The organism is Saccharothrix mutabilis subsp. mutabilis, from assembly GCF_039521145.1.
GTDB lineage: Bacteria > Actinomycetota > Actinomycetes > Mycobacteriales > Pseudonocardiaceae > Actinosynnema > Actinosynnema mutabilis.
This window is the reverse complement of record NZ_BAAABU010000001.1, coordinates 394,488-410,480: the sequence shown is the minus strand read 5'-3', so window position 1 is coordinate 410,480 and position 15,993 is coordinate 394,488. Positions and strand designations below refer to the sequence as shown.

Annotated in this window: 15 protein-coding genes; 14 read left to right on the top strand and 1 reads right to left on the bottom strand. The window is 72.9% G+C overall.

Annotated features, from left to right (window positions below):
- The first annotated feature begins 70 nt into the window (after window positions 1-70).
- The 13 genes from ABD126_RS01960 to ligD all read left to right on the top strand — a co-directional run bounded on the left by ABD126_RS01960 (window position 71) and on the right by ligD (window position 13,632).
- Window positions 71-685 carry a hypothetical protein gene (locus ABD126_RS01960; RefSeq protein ID WP_343931810.1) on the top strand — a complete coding sequence of 205 codons (615 nt, stop codon included), beginning with the start codon at window positions 71-73 and terminating at the stop codon, window positions 683-685.
- A 540-nt stretch (window positions 686-1,225) separates the two neighbouring features.
- On the top strand, window positions 1,226-2,464 hold the full coding sequence (locus ABD126_RS01955) for an ATP-grasp domain-containing protein (protein ID WP_343931809.1): 1,239 nt from the start codon (window positions 1,226-1,228) through the stop codon (window positions 2,462-2,464).
- The gene (locus tag ABD126_RS01950) at window positions 2,461-3,231 is read left to right on the top strand and encodes a Rossmann-like domain-containing protein (RefSeq protein ID WP_343931808.1); all 771 of its coding nucleotides are present in this window, start codon (window positions 2,461-2,463) and stop codon (window positions 3,229-3,231) included. The genes ABD126_RS01955 and ABD126_RS01950 overlap by 4 nt, the downstream gene beginning before the upstream one ends.
- A gap of 3 nt (window positions 3,232-3,234) precedes the next feature.
- Window positions 3,235-4,296, top strand: coding sequence for a PLP-dependent cysteine synthase family protein (locus tag ABD126_RS01945; RefSeq protein ID WP_343931807.1), 1,062 nt, complete (start codon window positions 3,235-3,237; stop codon window positions 4,294-4,296).
- Window positions 4,293-5,339 (top strand): dipeptide epimerase, encoded by a 1,047-nt coding sequence (locus ABD126_RS01940; RefSeq protein ID WP_343931806.1) that lies wholly within the window; start codon window positions 4,293-4,295, stop codon window positions 5,337-5,339. Before ABD126_RS01945 ends, ABD126_RS01940 begins: the two co-directional genes overlap by 4 nt.
- The gene (locus tag ABD126_RS01935) at window positions 5,336-6,514 is read left to right on the top strand and encodes an MFS transporter (protein WP_343931805.1); all 1,179 of its coding nucleotides are present in this window, start codon (window positions 5,336-5,338) and stop codon (window positions 6,512-6,514) included. Before ABD126_RS01940 ends, ABD126_RS01935 begins: the two co-directional genes overlap by 4 nt.
- Window positions 6,511-7,287: a class I SAM-dependent methyltransferase gene (locus ABD126_RS01930; protein WP_343931804.1), complete on the top strand. Its 777-nt coding sequence runs from the start codon at window positions 6,511-6,513 to the stop codon at window positions 7,285-7,287. Before ABD126_RS01935 ends, ABD126_RS01930 begins: the two co-directional genes overlap by 4 nt.
- Window positions 7,288-7,298: 11 nt before the next feature.
- The gene (locus ABD126_RS01925; protein ID WP_343931803.1) at window positions 7,299-8,813 is read left to right on the top strand and encodes an ABC transporter substrate-binding protein; all 1,515 of its coding nucleotides are present in this window, start codon (window positions 7,299-7,301) and stop codon (window positions 8,811-8,813) included.
- On the top strand, window positions 8,810-9,748 hold the full coding sequence (locus ABD126_RS01920) for an ABC transporter permease (protein ID WP_343931802.1): 939 nt from the start codon (window positions 8,810-8,812) through the stop codon (window positions 9,746-9,748). Before ABD126_RS01925 ends, ABD126_RS01920 begins: the two co-directional genes overlap by 4 nt.
- A complete protein-coding gene (locus ABD126_RS01915; RefSeq protein WP_343931801.1) occupies window positions 9,745-10,500 on the top strand; it encodes an ABC transporter permease in 756 nt (251 codons plus the stop codon). The genes ABD126_RS01920 and ABD126_RS01915 overlap by 4 nt, the downstream gene beginning before the upstream one ends.
- Window positions 10,497-11,972, top strand: coding sequence for an ABC transporter ATP-binding protein (locus ABD126_RS01910; protein ID WP_343931800.1), 1,476 nt, complete (start codon window positions 10,497-10,499; stop codon window positions 11,970-11,972). The genes ABD126_RS01915 and ABD126_RS01910 overlap by 4 nt, the downstream gene beginning before the upstream one ends.
- Window positions 11,969-12,535: a GNAT family N-acetyltransferase gene (locus ABD126_RS01905; protein ID WP_343931799.1), complete on the top strand. Its 567-nt coding sequence runs from the start codon at window positions 11,969-11,971 to the stop codon at window positions 12,533-12,535. Before ABD126_RS01910 ends, ABD126_RS01905 begins: the two co-directional genes overlap by 4 nt.
- Before the next feature lie 134 nt (window positions 12,536-12,669).
- Window positions 12,670-13,632: a non-homologous end-joining DNA ligase gene (gene ligD / locus ABD126_RS01900; RefSeq protein WP_343931798.1), complete on the top strand. Its 963-nt coding sequence runs from the start codon at window positions 12,670-12,672 to the stop codon at window positions 13,630-13,632.
- A 2-nt stretch (window positions 13,633-13,634) separates the two neighbouring features.
- Here the strand turns inward: ligD and ABD126_RS01895 are convergent, their stop codons facing one another.
- Window positions 13,635-14,270, bottom strand: coding sequence for a hypothetical protein (locus ABD126_RS01895; RefSeq protein ID WP_343931797.1), 636 nt, complete (start codon window positions 14,268-14,270; stop codon window positions 13,635-13,637).
- 257 nt (window positions 14,271-14,527) lie between these two features.
- Between ABD126_RS01895 and ABD126_RS01890 the strand changes: the two genes are divergently transcribed.
- A complete protein-coding gene (locus tag ABD126_RS01890; RefSeq protein ID WP_343931796.1) occupies window positions 14,528-15,961 on the top strand; it encodes an MFS transporter in 1,434 nt (477 codons plus the stop codon).
- Window positions 15,962-15,993: the final 32 nt, after the last annotated feature.

Sequence of the window (15,993 nt, the reverse complement as noted above, 5' to 3'; positions counted from 1 at the left end):
CGACTCGATCGACCAGTGACCTACAAGTAGCCGTACTATACGTAGTGCGGCTACTTGTAGGAGGTCGGTTGTGACGCGGAAGTTGCTGGTGTGGCTGCACGTCGTCACGTCCACGGGCTGGATGTGCATGGCCTTGGCGCTGTTCGTGGTGGTGAGTTACGCGTTGAACGGGCACATGTCGGCGTTCGACGTGGCGCTGCTGCTGGACGTGCACGTGCTCCAGTTCATGGCCACGACGTCGGCGTTCACGGGGTTGATGCTGTCCGGCCTGACGCCGTGGGGGTACTTCCGCCACTGGTGGGTGGCGGTGAAGACGTTCGTGTCGTTGAGCCAGCTCTACATCGGGATCTTCGTGCTGAGCCCGAACCTGCACCCCGGCGGTTCACCGGTGTTGATGCGGCTGGGGTCGCTGCTGATGGCGTCGGCGCTGGCGTTCCAGGTGTGGCTGTCGGTCGCCAAGCCGTTCGGCCGAACACCGTGGGCACGCCCGGGCAAACTCCCTACCGCGCCCGTTTGGACGTTCGCCGCGTGTCTAGCCATCCCTGCGGCCGACTACTTCTTGGGCGAGGTCTTGTTCAACTCCCCCGTTCCCGCTCTCTCCCTTCTCACTGTTCTCTTCTTCCCTCTCTGGCGGAGCGCTTCGCTTTCTGGACGCGCTGCGCGCTCTCCGGCTTCGTCGCGCTGACGCGCTCTTAAACGCGCTGACGCGCTCTCAAACTCGTACGCGCTGCGCGCTCTCAAGATCAAAAGCGCCTCGCCGGCGGGCAGGCCCCCGGGGGAGGAAGAGCGTCGCTTCGTCTCCCGTACGGCCTGGGCGCAGCCCAACCGCGCTTTGGGGGTCTTGGCAACCAGCTTTTCGGTTGCCAAGACCCCCAAAGGGTGGTTGCCTCCGGCAGGTCGTGCGGGAGACGAAGCGACGCTCTTCCACCCCCCGGGGGCCTGCCCGCCGGCGAGGCGCTTTTGATCTTGAGAGCGCTCCGCGCGACACGCTTGAGAGCGCGCCAGCGCGTCAAACCAAAGAGCGCGCAGCGCGTCCAACCAAAGAGCGCGCAGCGCGTCCAGCCCAAGAGCGAAGCGCGTCCCAGACCCAGCGCGAAGCGCGTCCAAGAAACCAGTGACGCAGGTCACCCATAAAGAGGCATCTTAGCGAAACTGATAACGGTTACCATTCCCGACGATCACCGCTGAGGCGATCACCCCATCGAGGACCGTCGGAGGGACCTGCGTGGCGCACTTGCTGATGATCGAGAGCTGGGTTGGCGCGATGAGCAGCCTGCTGCCGCGCGCGATCCGCGAGTCCGGGCACCGCTTCACCTTCCTGACCCGCGACCTGCACCACTACCTGCGCTCGGCTCCCAGCCACCCGCACCCGCTGCTCACCGCCGACAACGTCCTCACCACCGAGACCAACGACCTGGACCACCTCCTGCCCTTCGTGGACCAGGCGCACGCGCTGCTCGGCTTCGACGGCGTGATCTCCTCCTGCGACTACTACCTCGCCACCGTCGCCAGGGTCGCGAACCACCTCGGCCTGCCCGGCCCGGCCGCCGAGGCCGTCGAGCGCGCCTACCGCAAGGACCTCACCCGCCAGGCCACGGCGAACGTCCCCGGCCCGCGCTGGGCCCTCGCCCACGACTGGCCCTCCACCGCCAAGGCCGCCGCCGACCTCGGCTACCCGCTCGTCGTCAAACCGGTGGACCTGTGCGCGGGCATGCACGTCCGCAAGGTCCAGGACGAGAACGGTCTGCGGGACGCGTTCCTCGCGCTCGAAGCCTTCCCGGTCAACGCCCGCAACCAGCCGCGCATCCCCACGGTCCTCCTGGAAGAGCTGCTGGTCGGCCCGGAAGTCAGCGTGGAGACCGTCACCACCGGCGGCGCCACGCACGTCATCGGCGTGACCGACAAGAGCATCGCCGGCGACCCGTGGTTCGTGGAAAGCGGGCACATGTTCCCCGCCGCCCTCCCGGAAGCGCAGACGCGGCAAGCCGTCGACACCGCCCTCGCCGCCATCGAAGCGCTCGGCCTGGACGAGTCCGTCGCCCACACCGAGGTCAAGCTGACCGCCGACGGCCCCAAGCTCATCGAGGTCAACCCGCGCCCCGCGGGCAACCAGATCACCGAGCTGGTCCGCCGCACCACCGGCATCGACCTGCCGGCCGTGTTCGCCCAGCTCGCCGTCGGCGAGCGCCCCGACCTGCGCCCGCGCGAAACCGGGGTGCGCAGCGCGGCCATCTCCTTCCTCCTGCCGCCGCGGGCCGGTGTGGTCGCGGGCATCGACACCCCCGACCACCCGGACGTCGTGGACTGGTCGGTCAAGCCCGCCGGGCACCGCGCGGGCGAGCCCACCAGCAACAACACCTACCTCGGGCACGTCATGGTCACCTCGCCCGAGCACGACGCCCGCGCCCGCGCCGAGCGGGTCGTCGCCGGCCTCGGCATCCGCTACGCCGAGGACGACAAGTGACCCTCGCCGACCTCGTGCGCCGGGTCCGCGCCGGCGAGCTGGGGCCGGACCCGGCGGGCACGGCGGTGAGCGTCGCGTTCACCACCCGCCAGAGCGCCCGGCACGCCACCCGCGACCGGTCCTACCGCAACACGGTGGTGAGCCTGCGGGTCGGCGAGGCGGTCGGGTCGTGCGCGGTCGAGCCGGACGACGAGCCCGACGTGGCGGACTGCGCCGGGGCCGGCGTCGCCGAGCTGCTCGACCACCCGCACGCGGCGGTCCGCACGGCCGCCCTCGACGCGTACCTCATGCACGTCCACCCGCACGAGACGGCGAAGGCCGAGCCCATCACCATCCCCCGGGGCGACTCGCTGGCCAAGTCGATGGACCGCGCCGAAGCCGTCATCGACCTGCTCGACCCGCGGCCGGGACAACGGGTCCTGGTCGTCGGCGTGGTGAACTCCCTGCTGCACCACCTCCGCGCGCGAGGCGTCCCGTACGTGCCGTGCGACCTCAAGGGCGGCCGGACGGAGTGGGACGAGCCGATCCTCGCCGACGCCGACGGCACGGACTTCGACCTGGTGCTGGCCTCGGGCATGACGCTGGGCAACGGCACGTTCGAACCCCTGCTCGCCACCGGACGCCCGGTCACCCTGTTCGCCCAGACCGCGAGCGCCGTCGCGCCGTGGTTCCTGGGCGCGGGGCTGCGGGCGGTGTCGGCGGAGCCGTACCCGTTCTTCTGGCTGCACGGCGGCCCGACCACCCTGTTCCACTACCGGGAACCGTGACCCATGCGCGCCAGCCTGCTGGACCTGCTCGGCAACACGCCGGTGGCCCGCATCGACACCCCGCTGCCCCACCGGCACGGCGGGTTCTGGGCCAAGCTCGAACACCTCGGCGCGGGCGGCATGAAGGCCCGTTCGGCGGTCGCCATGCTGCTGGCCGCCAAGCAACGCGGTGACCTGCGGCCGGGCGCGGTCGTCGTGGAGTCGACCAGCGGCACGCTCGGCCTGGGCCTGGCCTTCGCGGGCCAGGCGCTGGGCCACCCCGTGGTGCTGGTGGTGGACCACGAGCTGGAGCCGTCCATGCGGGCGCTGCTGCGCGCGCACGGGGCCCGGCTGGAGATCGTGGACCGGCCGCACCCGACCGGCGGCTGGCAGCAGGCGCGGCTGGACCGGCTGCGGGCCGTGCTGCGCGGCCTGCCCGGCGCGTACTGGCCCGACCAGTACAACAACCCCGACAACCCGGCGGGGTACGCGGGCCTGGCCCGGGAACTGGTCCGGCAGCTCGACCGCGCGGACGTGCTGGTGTGCAGCGTCGGCACCGGCGGGCACAGCGCGGGCGTCGTCGCGGCGCTGCGCCGGTACTGGCCGCTGCTGCGGCTGGTGGGCGTGGACACCGTCGGCTCGACCATCTTCGGCCAGCCCGCGCGGCAACGCGTGATGCGCGGCCTGGGCAGCAGCATCCACCCGCGCAACGTGGCCTACCACGAGTTCGACGAGGTGCACTGGCTCGGCCCGGTCGAGGTGGTGGACGCGTGCCGGCGGCTGGCCCGCGACGGGTTCGTCACCGGCGGGTGGAGCACCGGCGCGGTGGCGCTGGTGTCGGCGTGGGTGGCGCGGCTGGAGCCTTCGGCGCGGGTGGTGACGATCTTCCCCGACGGTCCGCACCGCTACCTGGGGACGATCTTCGACGACGACTTCTGCCAGTCGCGCGGCCTGCTGGGCGTGCCCGCCGACCGCCCGGTGGAGATCGGGCACTCCGGCGAGATCGAGGTGACCAGCTGGGCGCGGTGCTCGAACGTGGCCGCGCCGGACTCTTCGGGCACGCACGCGGTGGAGGTGCCGGTGTGAAGCTCTCCTGGCACGTCTACGGCCTGGACCTGGCCTCGCCGCTGCGCATCTCGCGGTCGGTGATGACCCGGCGCGACGCCGTGCGCGTGGTGCTGGAGCACGACGGGGTGCGCGGCCACGGCGAGGTCGTGACCAGCGTCTTCTACCAGCTTGACGTGCCCCGGATCGTGGAGCTGCTGACCGGGGTCGCGCCCGCCGTCGCCGGTTCGTCCCCCGAAGAACTGCTGACCCGGCTCCCGCCGCTGCCGCCCGGTGTGCTCGCCGCCCTCGACGCGGCGGTGCACGACCTGCTGGCCGTGCGCGCCGGCGCACCCCTGCACGCGCTCGTCGCCGATCCGCAGTGGACGGACGTGCCGACCGCCTTCACCATCGGCATCGGCGATCCCCGCGACTGCGCCGCCCAGGCCGCCGAGCTGACCGCGCGCGGGTTCTCCGTGCTCAAGGTCAAGGTCGGCGGCGAGCACGACGTGGCCACCGTCCAGGCGGTCCGCCGAGCGGCACCCGACGCGCGGCTGATCCTCGACCCCAACGGCGGCTGGACGGCCGAACGGGCGGTGCGCGTCCTCGACGACCTCCCCGCCGTCGACGCGCTCGAACAACCCCTCCCCGCGGGCCGCCTGGACGAGCTGGCCTGGCTCAGGCAACGCTGCCCGGTCCCGTTGGTCGCCGACGAGGACGCCGCCACCGCCGCCGACGTGAAGGCGTTGGCGGGCCTGGTGGACGGTGTGAACGTCAAGCTCGCCAAGTGCGGCGGGATCGCCCGGGCCCGCGAGATCATCGACACCGCCCGCGCCGCGGGTCTCGACGTCATGCTGGGCTGCCTGGTCGCCAGCTCGCTGGGCATCGCCCCCGCGGTCCACCTCACCGGGCACGCCCGCTGGGTGGACTTGGACGGCCACCTGCTGCTCGCCCGCGACCCGTGGCGCGGGATCGGCGGGGAAGACGGAACCCTGCGACTCACCGGCGCGCCCGGTCTCGGCGTGACACCCCGCCCCGACACCACCGCGGTGCCCCGACCCGATCCCGGCCCGGTCCCGCGATGAGGCGGTTCCCGCTGCCGGTGCGGCTCCTGCTGGTCAACCAGTTCGGCGTCAACACCGGGTTCTACCTGCTCATCCCCTACCTCGCCACGCACCTGGGCGACGTGGGCCTGTCCGCGGCGGCGATCGGTGTCGTGCTGGGCGTGCGGACGTTCAGCCAGCAAGGCCTGTTCCTGCTGGGCGGTTCGGCGTCCGACCGGCTCGGGCCACGCCGGGTCATCATCGCGGGTTGCGCCCTGCGGACCGTGGGGTTCGGCTTGTTCGCGGTGGGCGAGACGATGACCGTGCTGCTCGCCGCGTCCGTCCTCAGTGGACTCGCGGGGGCGCTGTTCAACCCGGCCGTGCGCGCGTACATCGCCGAGGAGTCCGACGACCGGGTCGGCGCGTTCGCGTTGTTCAACGTCTACGCGCAGGCCGGCGCGCTGGCCGGGCCGCTGCTGGGCAGCGTGTTGCTGCTGTGGGACTTCCGGGTGTCGGCGCTGGTCGCGGCCGGGATCTTCGCCGTGCTGACGGTGGCGCAAGCGCTCGTCCTGCCCGCGCGAGAGGCGTCCCCGCAGGGCGGCACCGTCCTGGACGACTGGCGGGAGAGCCTGGCGGACAAGCGGTTCCTGGCCTTCACCGTGGCGTTGACCGGCATGTTCGTGCTCCAGAACCAGCTCTACCTGGTGCTGCCGCTGGAGGTCGAACGGCTGACCGGGTCGGCGCGGGCGGTCGCGGCGGTGTTCCTGGTCTCGACCGTGGCGACCCTGCTCCTGCAAGTGCGGGTCACGCGGTGGTTCGAGCGGGTGCCGCGCGGGCGGGCCATCGCGGTCGGGCTGGCCGTGATGGGCGTCGGGTTCAGCGCGACCGCGCTGGGCCACGTCTGGGCGGGCGGGCTCGCCGGGCCGTTGGTCGCCGCGTTCTTCCTGGCCCTGGGCGTGATGATCGCGCACCCGTTCGTCTACGAGCTGATCCCCGCGTTCGGCCGCGCCGGGCTGTCGGGCACCTACTTCGGCGTGTTCTACCTGGTGTCGGGCATCGCGGCGACGGCGGGCAACGCCGCCATCGGCTGGGTGTTCGGCGTGTCCGGCGCGGCGGCGTCGCTGGGGTGCGTCGCCGTGGGGCTGGGCTGCGCGGCGGCCGTGGTGTGGCTGCACCGCCGCGGCGTCCTGACCCCGACCCGAGAGGCGGCCCGATGAGCGTGGGCGAGAACTTCCTGACCGACAACCCGGCGCTCTACGAGCACCAGTTCCCCGACCCCGACCACGTCGCCGCCCGCTGGGTCCACGACGTCGTGACCCGCTTCGGCGGCGGAAACACCCTGCTGGACATCGGCAGCGGCACCGGCCGGGACGCGGGCTGGTTGGCTCGCAACGGTTACCACGTCGTCGGGCTGGACAGCTCCGAGCGGATGGTGGCTCACGCCCGGGAGCACCACTCGGCCGAATTCGTGCTCGGCGACATGCGGACCTTCGCGCTGGACCGGGTCTTCGACGTCATCACGTGCCTGGACAGCGCGTTCCTGTACTGCCACACCAACGCCGACCTGACCGCGTTCCTCCAGCGCTGCCACGACCACCTGGTCCCCGGCGGCCTGCTGGTCGCCGAGATGCGCAACGGCGCGTTCTTCCTGGGCAACACCGAACTGCTCGACGGCGTGCGCACCCGGACCGTCGAGTGGGAAGGCGTGCCCTACACCTCCCGCACGCGACTGTGGATCGACCACGCCGCCCAACTGCTGCGCCGCCGCCGCGAGTGGACCTGGCCGGGCGCGCCGCCGCTGGTGCAGCGCTCGGCGTGGCGGCTGCTGTTCCCGCTGGAGCTGCGCCACCTGCTCGACCTCGCCGGGTTCGAGGTGCTCGCCCTGTTCGACGGCCCCGGTCCCCGCACCGACGAACCGTGGTCCCCGGACGCGCGGTTGAGCGAAGCCCTGTCCGGCGACCGCCTGCACGTCGTCGCCCGCCGCCTGTGAAAGGAACCACCATGCCCACCCGCCGCCACTTCCTCGGCCTGCTCCCGCTGGCCGCCCTGTCCGCGTGCGCCACCCCGGCCGCCCACCAGGCCTCCGCCCCGAAAGCCGGCGGCCGGCTGCGCGCGGCGTTCGCGGGCGGCGGGGCCAAGGAGGTGCTCGACCCGCACCTGGCCAACCTGTTCGTCGAGGCCGCCCGCGCCAAGGCGCTGTTCGACAAGCTCGCCGACCTCGGCCCGGACGTCGCGGCGCAGCCCAGACTGGCCGAGAAGTGGGAGCCCGACGCCACGCTGACCAAGTGGCGGATCACCCTGCGGGACACCAAGTTCCACAACGGGCAGCCGGTGCGCGCGGAGGACGTGCTGGCCAGCTACGCCCGCATCCTCGACCCGAACCGGGCGTTCCGGGCGAAGTCCAGCCTGAGCCTGGTGGACCTCGCGAACAGCCGCGCGGTGGACGCCCGGACCGTGGAGTTCGCGCTGAAGCGGCCGTTCATCGAGTTCCCCAACGCCCTGGCGGCGTTCGGCGCGTACATCGTGCCCGCCGGCGCGGAGGACTTCTCGAAGCCGGTCGGCTCCGGCCCGTTCAGCTTCGTGTCGTTCGAGCCGGGCAAGTCCGTGGTGCTGAAGAGGAACCCGGACTACTGGGAGGGCGCGCCGCACCTGGACGAGCTGGAGTTCGTCATCGCCAACGAGGAGTCGGCGCGGGCGAACGCGCTGCTCGGCGGCCAGGTCCAGTACGCGCACGACCTCACGCCCACGACGGCGCGCAGCCACACCGACGGCCGCATCGCGATCCACCGCTCCCCCAACAGCGCCGTGCAGGCGTTCGCGATGAAGCTGGACCGGCCGCCGTTCGACAACCGCGACCTGCGCGAGGCGATGTTCCTGCTGGCCGACCGGCAACAGTTGGTGGAGTCGGTGCTGGCGGGCAGCGGGCAGGTGGCCAACGACCTGTTCGGCAAGGGCTACCAGTACTACGCCGACGACATCCCGCAGCGCACCCGTGACCTGGACAAGGCGAAGTTCCTGATCCGCAAGGCGGGCGCGGAGGGCCTGACGGTCAAGCTGGACACGTCCACGGCCGCCGCCGGCATGGTCGAGGCGGCGACCGTGTTCGCCGACCAGGCCAAGGGGTCCGGCCTGACCATCGAGGTGGTGACCGGCAACAAGGACAGCTACTGGTCGGACACGCTCAAGAACGGGTCGCTGTCGAGCTTCCGGTCCGGCGCCATGCCGATCGAGACGCACATCGCGCAGCGGCTGCTCAGCGACTCCGGCACCAACGTCACCAAGTGGGCGCGGCCGGAGTTCGACGAGCTGTACCGCAAGGCGGTGTCCACCGCGGACGCCGGTGAGCGGGCGTCGTTGTACCGGGAGATGCAGCGGTCGCTGCACGCCGAGGGCGGCTACCTGATGTGGGGCTTCGCGGACTGGATCGTGGGCGCCGCGCCCAACGTCGGCGGCATCTCCACCGCGCCCGCGAACACCCTGGACTGGGCCCGGTTCGACAAGGTGTGGCTGGGGTGACCCGGTACGCCCTGCGGCGGCTGGCGATCGGCCTGGCGCAGGTGGTCGCCGTCGTCACCGCCGTGTTCCTCCTGGTGCAGGCGCTGCCGGGGGACGCGGCGGTGGCGTTGGCCGGCGACCACCCCGACCCGCGCCGGATCGAGGAGATCCGGGCGGCGATGGGGCTCGACCGGCCGGCGCTGGACCGGTTCGGCGCGTGGCTGGGCGGGCTCCTGCACGGTGACCTCGGGGTGTCGCTGGTGTCGGGGCGGCCGGTGGCGGAGTTCCTGGCCGACGGGCTCGGGCCGACGCTGGTGCTCGCGGTGGTGTCGCTGGTCCTGCTGGTGCCGCTGTCGGTGCTGCTCGGCGTGGCGGCGGCGGTGCGCGAGGGCGGTCCGCTGGACCGGGCGCTGACCACGGTGACGGTCGGCCTGCACTCCATCCCGGAGTTCGCGCTGGCGGTGGTGCTCATCGCGGTGTTCGGGGTGCAGCTGGGGTGGCTGCCGCCCACGGCCGTGGGCGCGGACCTGCTGGCCCAGCCGCAGGTGCTGGTGCTGCCGCTGGTGGTGCTGTTGGCGCGGCCGGTGTGCTCGGTGAGCCGGCTGGTGCGGGCCGGGATGATCGACGCCCTGGCCTCCGACCACGTCCGGCACGCGCGGCGGCTGGGCATCGGCGAGCGGCGCGTCCGGTTCGCGCACGCCCTGCCCAACGCGGTCGCGCCGGCCGTGCAGCAACTCGCCCGCACCACGGACTGGCTGCTGGGCGGGGTGATCGTGGTGGAGGCGGTGTTCGTGATCCCGGGGCTGGGCACGATCCTGGTGGACGCGGTCGCCGGGCGGGACCTGCCGGTGGTGCAGGGGCTCGCGGTGGTGTTCGCGGTGACGACCGTGCTGGTCAACCTGGTGGCGGACCTGGTCGGGTTCCGGCTCGCGCCCCGGTCGGCGGTGGTCGCGTGATCCGGGCGTTGCTGGTGGCGGTGCCGCTGCTCCTGGCGCTGGTGGGGCCGTTGTTCGTGGCCGACGACGTGCCGCGCGGTGCGCCGTTCACGCCGAACTCCGCGCTGGGCACGGACTTCGTCGGGCGGGACGTGTGGCAGCAGGTGTTGCTGGGCGGGCAGACGGTCGTGCTGGTCGCGTTGCTGGCCACGGTGTTCTCCTACGCGGTCGGCGTGCCGTGGGGGGTGGTGGCGGCGATGTCGCGGGTGGTCGACGACGTGCTGATGCGCCCGCTGGACCTGCTGCTGGCCGTGCCGTCGCTGCTGGTGCTGATCCTGGCGGCGGCGATCGCCGGTCCCGGGCTGCCGGTGCTGATCGGCGTCGTGACGTTGGTCAACTTCCCCGACGTGGCGCGGATCTCGCGCGGCGCGGCGCTGGAGATCGCGGCGCGGCCGGCGCTGGAGGCGATGCGGTTGCAGGGCGAGTCGTGGTGGCGGACCTCCGTGGTCTACACCGGGCGGTCGATGCTGCGGACGCTGGCCGCCGACGCCGGGGTCCGGCTCACCGGGGCGCTGTACCTGGTGGCGTCGGCGAGCTTCCTGGGCGTGGGCGTGCCGCCGGACGCCGCCGACTGGGCGGTCATGGTCGACCGCAACCGGGTCGGGTTGTTCCTCCAGCCGTGGGCCGTCGTGGTGCCCGCGTTGCTGATCGTGGCGTTGTCGGTGGGCTTGAACCTGACGTTCGACCGCGCCCTGCGCAAGGAGGCCGTGTGACCGTCGTGCGCGTGGAGGACCTGCGGGCGGTCGCGGGCGGGCGGACCCTGGTGGACGGGGTGAGCTTCGCGCTGTCCGCCGGGCGGGTGCTGGCGCTGGTCGGCGCGTCGGGCAGCGGCAAGACCACGACCGGGCTCGCGCTGCTGGGCGAGCACGCGCCGGGCGTCACCGTGACCGGGCGGGTGTCGGTCGAGGGCCGGGTGGGGTTCGTGCCGCAACAACCCGCCGGCGCGCTGAACCCCGTGCGCCGCATCGGCGGGGTGTTCCGGGAGGTCGCGGCCGTGCGGGAGGGCGATGCGGAGGAGCTGATCGCCACCGCGCTGCGCCGGGCGCGGGTGCCCGCCGAGCTGTTGCGGCGCTTCCCGCACGAGCTGTCCGGCGGGCAGCAGCAGCGGGTGGTGCTGGCGCAGGCGCTGGTGGGCGACCCGGCGGTCATCGTGGCCGACGAGCCGACCACCGGGCAGGACCCGATCACCCGCGCGGAGATCGTGGACGAGTTGGCGTCCGTCGCGGCCCAGGGGGTGGCGGTGGTCCTGCTGACCCACGACCTGGACGTGGTGCGGGCGCTGGCCGACGAGGTGGTGGTGCTGCGCGACGGCCGGGTGGCGGAAGCCGGGCCGGTCGGACTGCTGGACCAGCCGAGCTCGCCCTACACGCGGGCGCTGGTGGCCGCCCAGCCGCGCGTGACCGTGCCGGTTCCGGCGGCCGAGAAACCGCCGTTGATGCAGGTCAGCGGGCTGACGGCGCGGCACCGCAACGCCGTGGTGCTGCGCGATGTGGACCTGTCGCTGGGCGCCGGGCAGTGCCTGGCGGTCGTCGGCCGGTCGGGCAGCGGCAAGACCACGCTCGCCCGGTGCCTGTCCGGCCTGCACGCCCGCTACGACGGGACGGTCGCGCTGTCCGGGCAGGTGCTGCCGCGGTCGCTGCGGCGGCGGTCGCGGGCGCAACTGGCCGCCGTCCAGTACGTCTTCCAGGACCCGAGGTCGTCGTTCGACCCGAGCCGCACGGTGCTGGCCCAGGTGGCGCGGACCGCCGTGCGGCTGCGGGCGGGCGGCGAGGCGGAGGCGCTGGCCGGGCTCGCCGCCGTCGGCCTGGACGAGGACACCGCGCGGCGGCGACCGCCCGGCCTGTCCGGCGGCGAACTGCAGCGCGCCGCGCTGGTGCGCGCCGCGCTGGTGCGCGCCCTGCTGGCCGAGCCGGACGTGCTGGTGTGCGACGAGATCACCTCAGGGCTGGACACCCTGACCCAGGCGAGCCTGCTCGACCTGCTGGCGGACCTGCCCTGCGCGGTCGTCCTGGTCAGCCACGACCTGGCCGTGGTGGCCCGGCTGGCCGACCGGGTCGCCGTGCTGCACCAAGGCCTCCTCGTCGAGCACGGCTCGGCGGCGGAGGTGCTGGACTCCCCCACCCACCCGGTGACCATCGGCCTGCTGGGCCGCGCGATGGAAGGAACAGAGGAGAAGAGGACATGACCACGCACCACCGCCAGGCCGCGCCGACGCTGTCGGCCGTAGGGCCCTACGACGTGCGCCTGGCGACCGAAGCCGACCTGCCCGGGGCCCGCGGCGTCATGCTGGACACCTTCTACCACGAGTTCGGCTACGGCTACCGGCCCGAGTGGCACGCCGACGTGGTCGACCTCGAAGGGGCGTACCTGCGGCCGGCGCGGCACGCGCTGTTCGTCGCCCTGAAGGGTGACGAGGTGGTCGGCACGACGGGCGTCCGGGCCCAGGGTCCGGCCAGCCCGCCCCACCCGGCGTGGCTGGCCGCCCGGTACCCGTCGGCGAGCACGGCGCAGCTGTTCCGGGTGTACGTGCGGCCCGACCACCGCCGGGCCGGGCTGGCCCGCGCGCTGGTGGACCTGGCGACGCGCTTCGTGGCGGCGACGCCGGGCTACTCGAAGCTGTACCTGCACACCGACACGCGGGTCCCGGGTGCGGAGCCGTTCTGGCGCTCGGTGGCCACCGAGGTGCACGACGCCCGCGACGGTGACCCGTTGGCGTTCCAGACGGTGCACTTCGAGATCCCGCTGTAACCGCATCACCCCGACGGGGGCGTTTTCGGGCGCCCCTGTCGGGTTTATCTCCTTCGCAGAGCTAGCCGCACTGCGCGCTTGCCCTCCTCGACCGACACTGGGTGGACCGGAGCCGTCTACAGAGGACGGACGAGTTGGCGCAGCGGCAGCACTTCCCGGACCTGGTCCGCCCCATGCTGGCGGTCCCGGGCGACCTGCCGGAGGGCGGGGGCTGGGCGTTCGAGTTCAAGTGGGACGGCGTGCGCGCGACGACCTACGTCCGCGACGACCGCCTGCGCGTCCTGACCCGCAACGACCTGGACGCCTCGCGCACCTACCCCGAACTGCACGCCCTGACCACCCTGTTGGACCACCGCCCGGCGGTCCTGGACGGCGAGATCGTGGCCCTGGACCCGGAGGGCCGCCCGAACTTCAGCCGCCTGCAGTCGAGGATCCACACCCGCCGCCCGACCGACGAGCTGCTGGCGCGCATCCCGGTCTCCTACTACGTCTTCGACGTCCTGCACCTGGACGGCCGCACGCTGCTCGCCGAGCCCTACACCACCCGCCGCCGGCTCCTGGAGGAGTTGGGGCTGAGCAGGCACCCGTCCATCCGCGTCCCGCCGTACTTCACCGACCTGCCGGGCGCAACCGTCCAGTCGATCGCCGCCGAGCACGGCTTGGAGGGCGTGGTGGCCAAACGCCTGACGTCGCGCTACGACCCGGGCCGCCGCTCGCCGTCGTGGATCAAGGTCCCGCTGATCCGCACGCGGGAGGTGCTGATCGGCGGGTGGCGGCCGGGCGAAGGCCGCCGTTCCGGCACCATCGGCGCGCTGCTCCTGGGCGTCCCGACCCCGAACGGCCTGCACTACGCGGGCAAGGTGGGCACCGGCTTCACCGCCCCGATGCTGTCCGACCTGCTCTCGCGCCTGCACCCGTTGACCCGCCCCACCCCGCCGTTCGTCGACGAGGTCCCCGCCGACCACGCCCGGGGCGCCCACTGGGTCCAGCCGTCGTTGGTGGGCGAAGTCCAGTTCCGCCACTGGACCACCGAGGGCCGCCTCCGCCACCCGAGCTGGCGCGGCCTGCGCCCCGACAAATCGCCGGCCGACCTCTGACCTCACTCGGCCAGCACCTGCGCGGGGAAGGCCACGCTGTAGGTGTCGGTGACGGTCCCGCTCCCCGCGTTGGCGGCCTCCTCCCAGACCTCCCGCACGGCGGTGAAGAGCCGATCGACCTTGTCCGCGGCCCGGGCCCCGCGTGACCGGCTCCTGGTCCAGTCGACCGGTCGCCAGCCACCGTCCGGAGTCCGCCGGGACGCGTTGGCCAACGGCGCGAGCAGCGACTGGAGCCGGTACTCCAACGCCAGGCTGATGTCCTCGTCCGCCAACTCGCCCGCCAGCGCGACCGCCTCGGGCAGCCGGGGCCACGCCACCACGACCACGCGGTGCCAGATCTCGGGCGGGAACGTGTTCGCCAAGTGGTGGCTCTCCCCGACCACCAGGTCCCGCAACCGCCGCTCGGCCTCGGAGGTCTGACCGACGTACAACAACCCCCACCGCAACCACACCCCGTACAGGACCCTGCCGGTCAGGAGGGGCGAACCGTCCTGCCGCACCCCGGTGAGCGCCCGCCCCAACCGGTGCGCGTACCGGTACCGCCGAACCCGCCAAGCCTCCGCGGCCTCGGCCGAAGCCGAAAGCTCGTCAAGCGCACGCCTCCACGCGTCGAACGCATCCCCGTCGGCCGAAGTCACCCGGCCAACGTATCCGGTCGACCACGGCCGACATGCCCGATCGGGCAAGCGGGCCAACCGCCCCCAGGGCTCGACGGCACGGCTCTCGACGGCCGACTCGACAGCCCACGAAGACCCGGTGCCGGGTGTACGGACGGCAAGGGCCGCAATTGCCTCTGTTGACAGAGGCATTCGTCTGGCCGGAAGATGGACCGACCAGTCCGGGACTGATCGGTCCACTAAAGGTGGTTCGGCGTCCCACATGAGCGGAGCTGATCATGACCGAGCCGTCCCCAGCGGCCTCGCCACCCATCCACCAGGACCCGAAACCGCCGGTCGGCGCCACAGTGGTGAAGAACCTGCCGCTGCTGCTGGCGGTCGTCTGCGCGGTCCAGTTCCTCGACGCCATGGACATCGCGTCCATGGGGCCGGCCCTCCCCCTGGTCCAGGACGACCTGGCCATGTCACCCGCGGCCCTCCAGTGGGTGGTCAGCGCCTACGCGCTCGGCTTCGGCGGGTTCCTGCTGCTGGGCGGCCGGCTCGCCGACGTCTACAACCGCAAGAAGCTGCTCATCGGCTGGCTGGTCGTCTTCATCGTGGCCAGCCTCGTGGGCGGTTTCGCCGACAACGGCCTGTTGCTCGTCGTCGCGCGCCTGGCCAAGGGCATCAGCGCCGGCATCACGGCGCCGGTGGCCATGGCCGTGCTGCTGGACGCCTTCCGCGAACCCAGCGCGCGCAACCGGGCGCTGGGCACGTTCCTCGCCGTCGCCTCGGCCGGGTACTCGCTGGGCCTGGTGCTCGGCGGCCTGCTGTCCAGCATCTCCTGGCGGCTGACCATGTTCCTGCCGGCCGTCGTCGGCCTGATCGTCGCCGTGCTCGCGGGCGCGGTGGTGCCCGGCCGGCAGGAGGCGTCGCAGCGCCAGCGCATGGACGTGCTGGGCGCGGTCCTGGTGACCGCGGGTGCGGTCGCGCTCGTGTACGGGCTCAGCCGGGCCGCCACGAACGGGTGGGGCGACTGGATCACCATCGCCTCGCTCGCCGCCGCGGTCGTGCTGTTCCCGATCTTCGCCGCGGTCGAGCGCAACCACCCCGCGCCGCTGGTCCCGCTGGGCATCTTCCGGCGGCCCCAGCTCACCCGGGCCAACATCTGCATGCTGTTCTTCGGCGCCTACGTCGCGTTCCAGTTCGTGCTCACTCTGTACTACCAGGTGGAACTGGGCTGGTCGCCGCTGCAGGCGGGTCTCGCCTTCCTGGTCGGCGGCGTGCTCACGGCGGGCACCGCCCGCTACGGCGCGGTCCTGGTGACCAAGCACGGCGCGTGGCCGGTCGCCTCGATCGGCCTGGTCATGATGTGCGTCGGCTACCTGGCGTGGGTGCTGTTCATCGGCTCGGTCGACCCGCTGGTCCTGCTCGCGGTCCAGCAGCTGCTCGGTGGCTTCGGCTTCGCCGCGGTCTACCCGGCGCTCAACATCGCCGCCGTCGGCAGCGCCGCGGAGGACGAGCAGGGCCTCGCGTCCGGCCTGTTCAACGCGGGCGCGCAGATCGGCAACGGCATCGTGGTCGCGATCACCGCCACCGTCCTCACGGTGGTCACGAGCAGCGCGCTGAGCGGCTACCGGGCCGGCCTGTGGGTCGTGACCATCACGACGATCGCCGTCACGCTGCTGGCCCTGGCCGGCGCGGTCACCTACCGCAAGAAGGCGACCGCCTGACCGGGCCCGCCTGAACCCGGCCTCCGCACGGA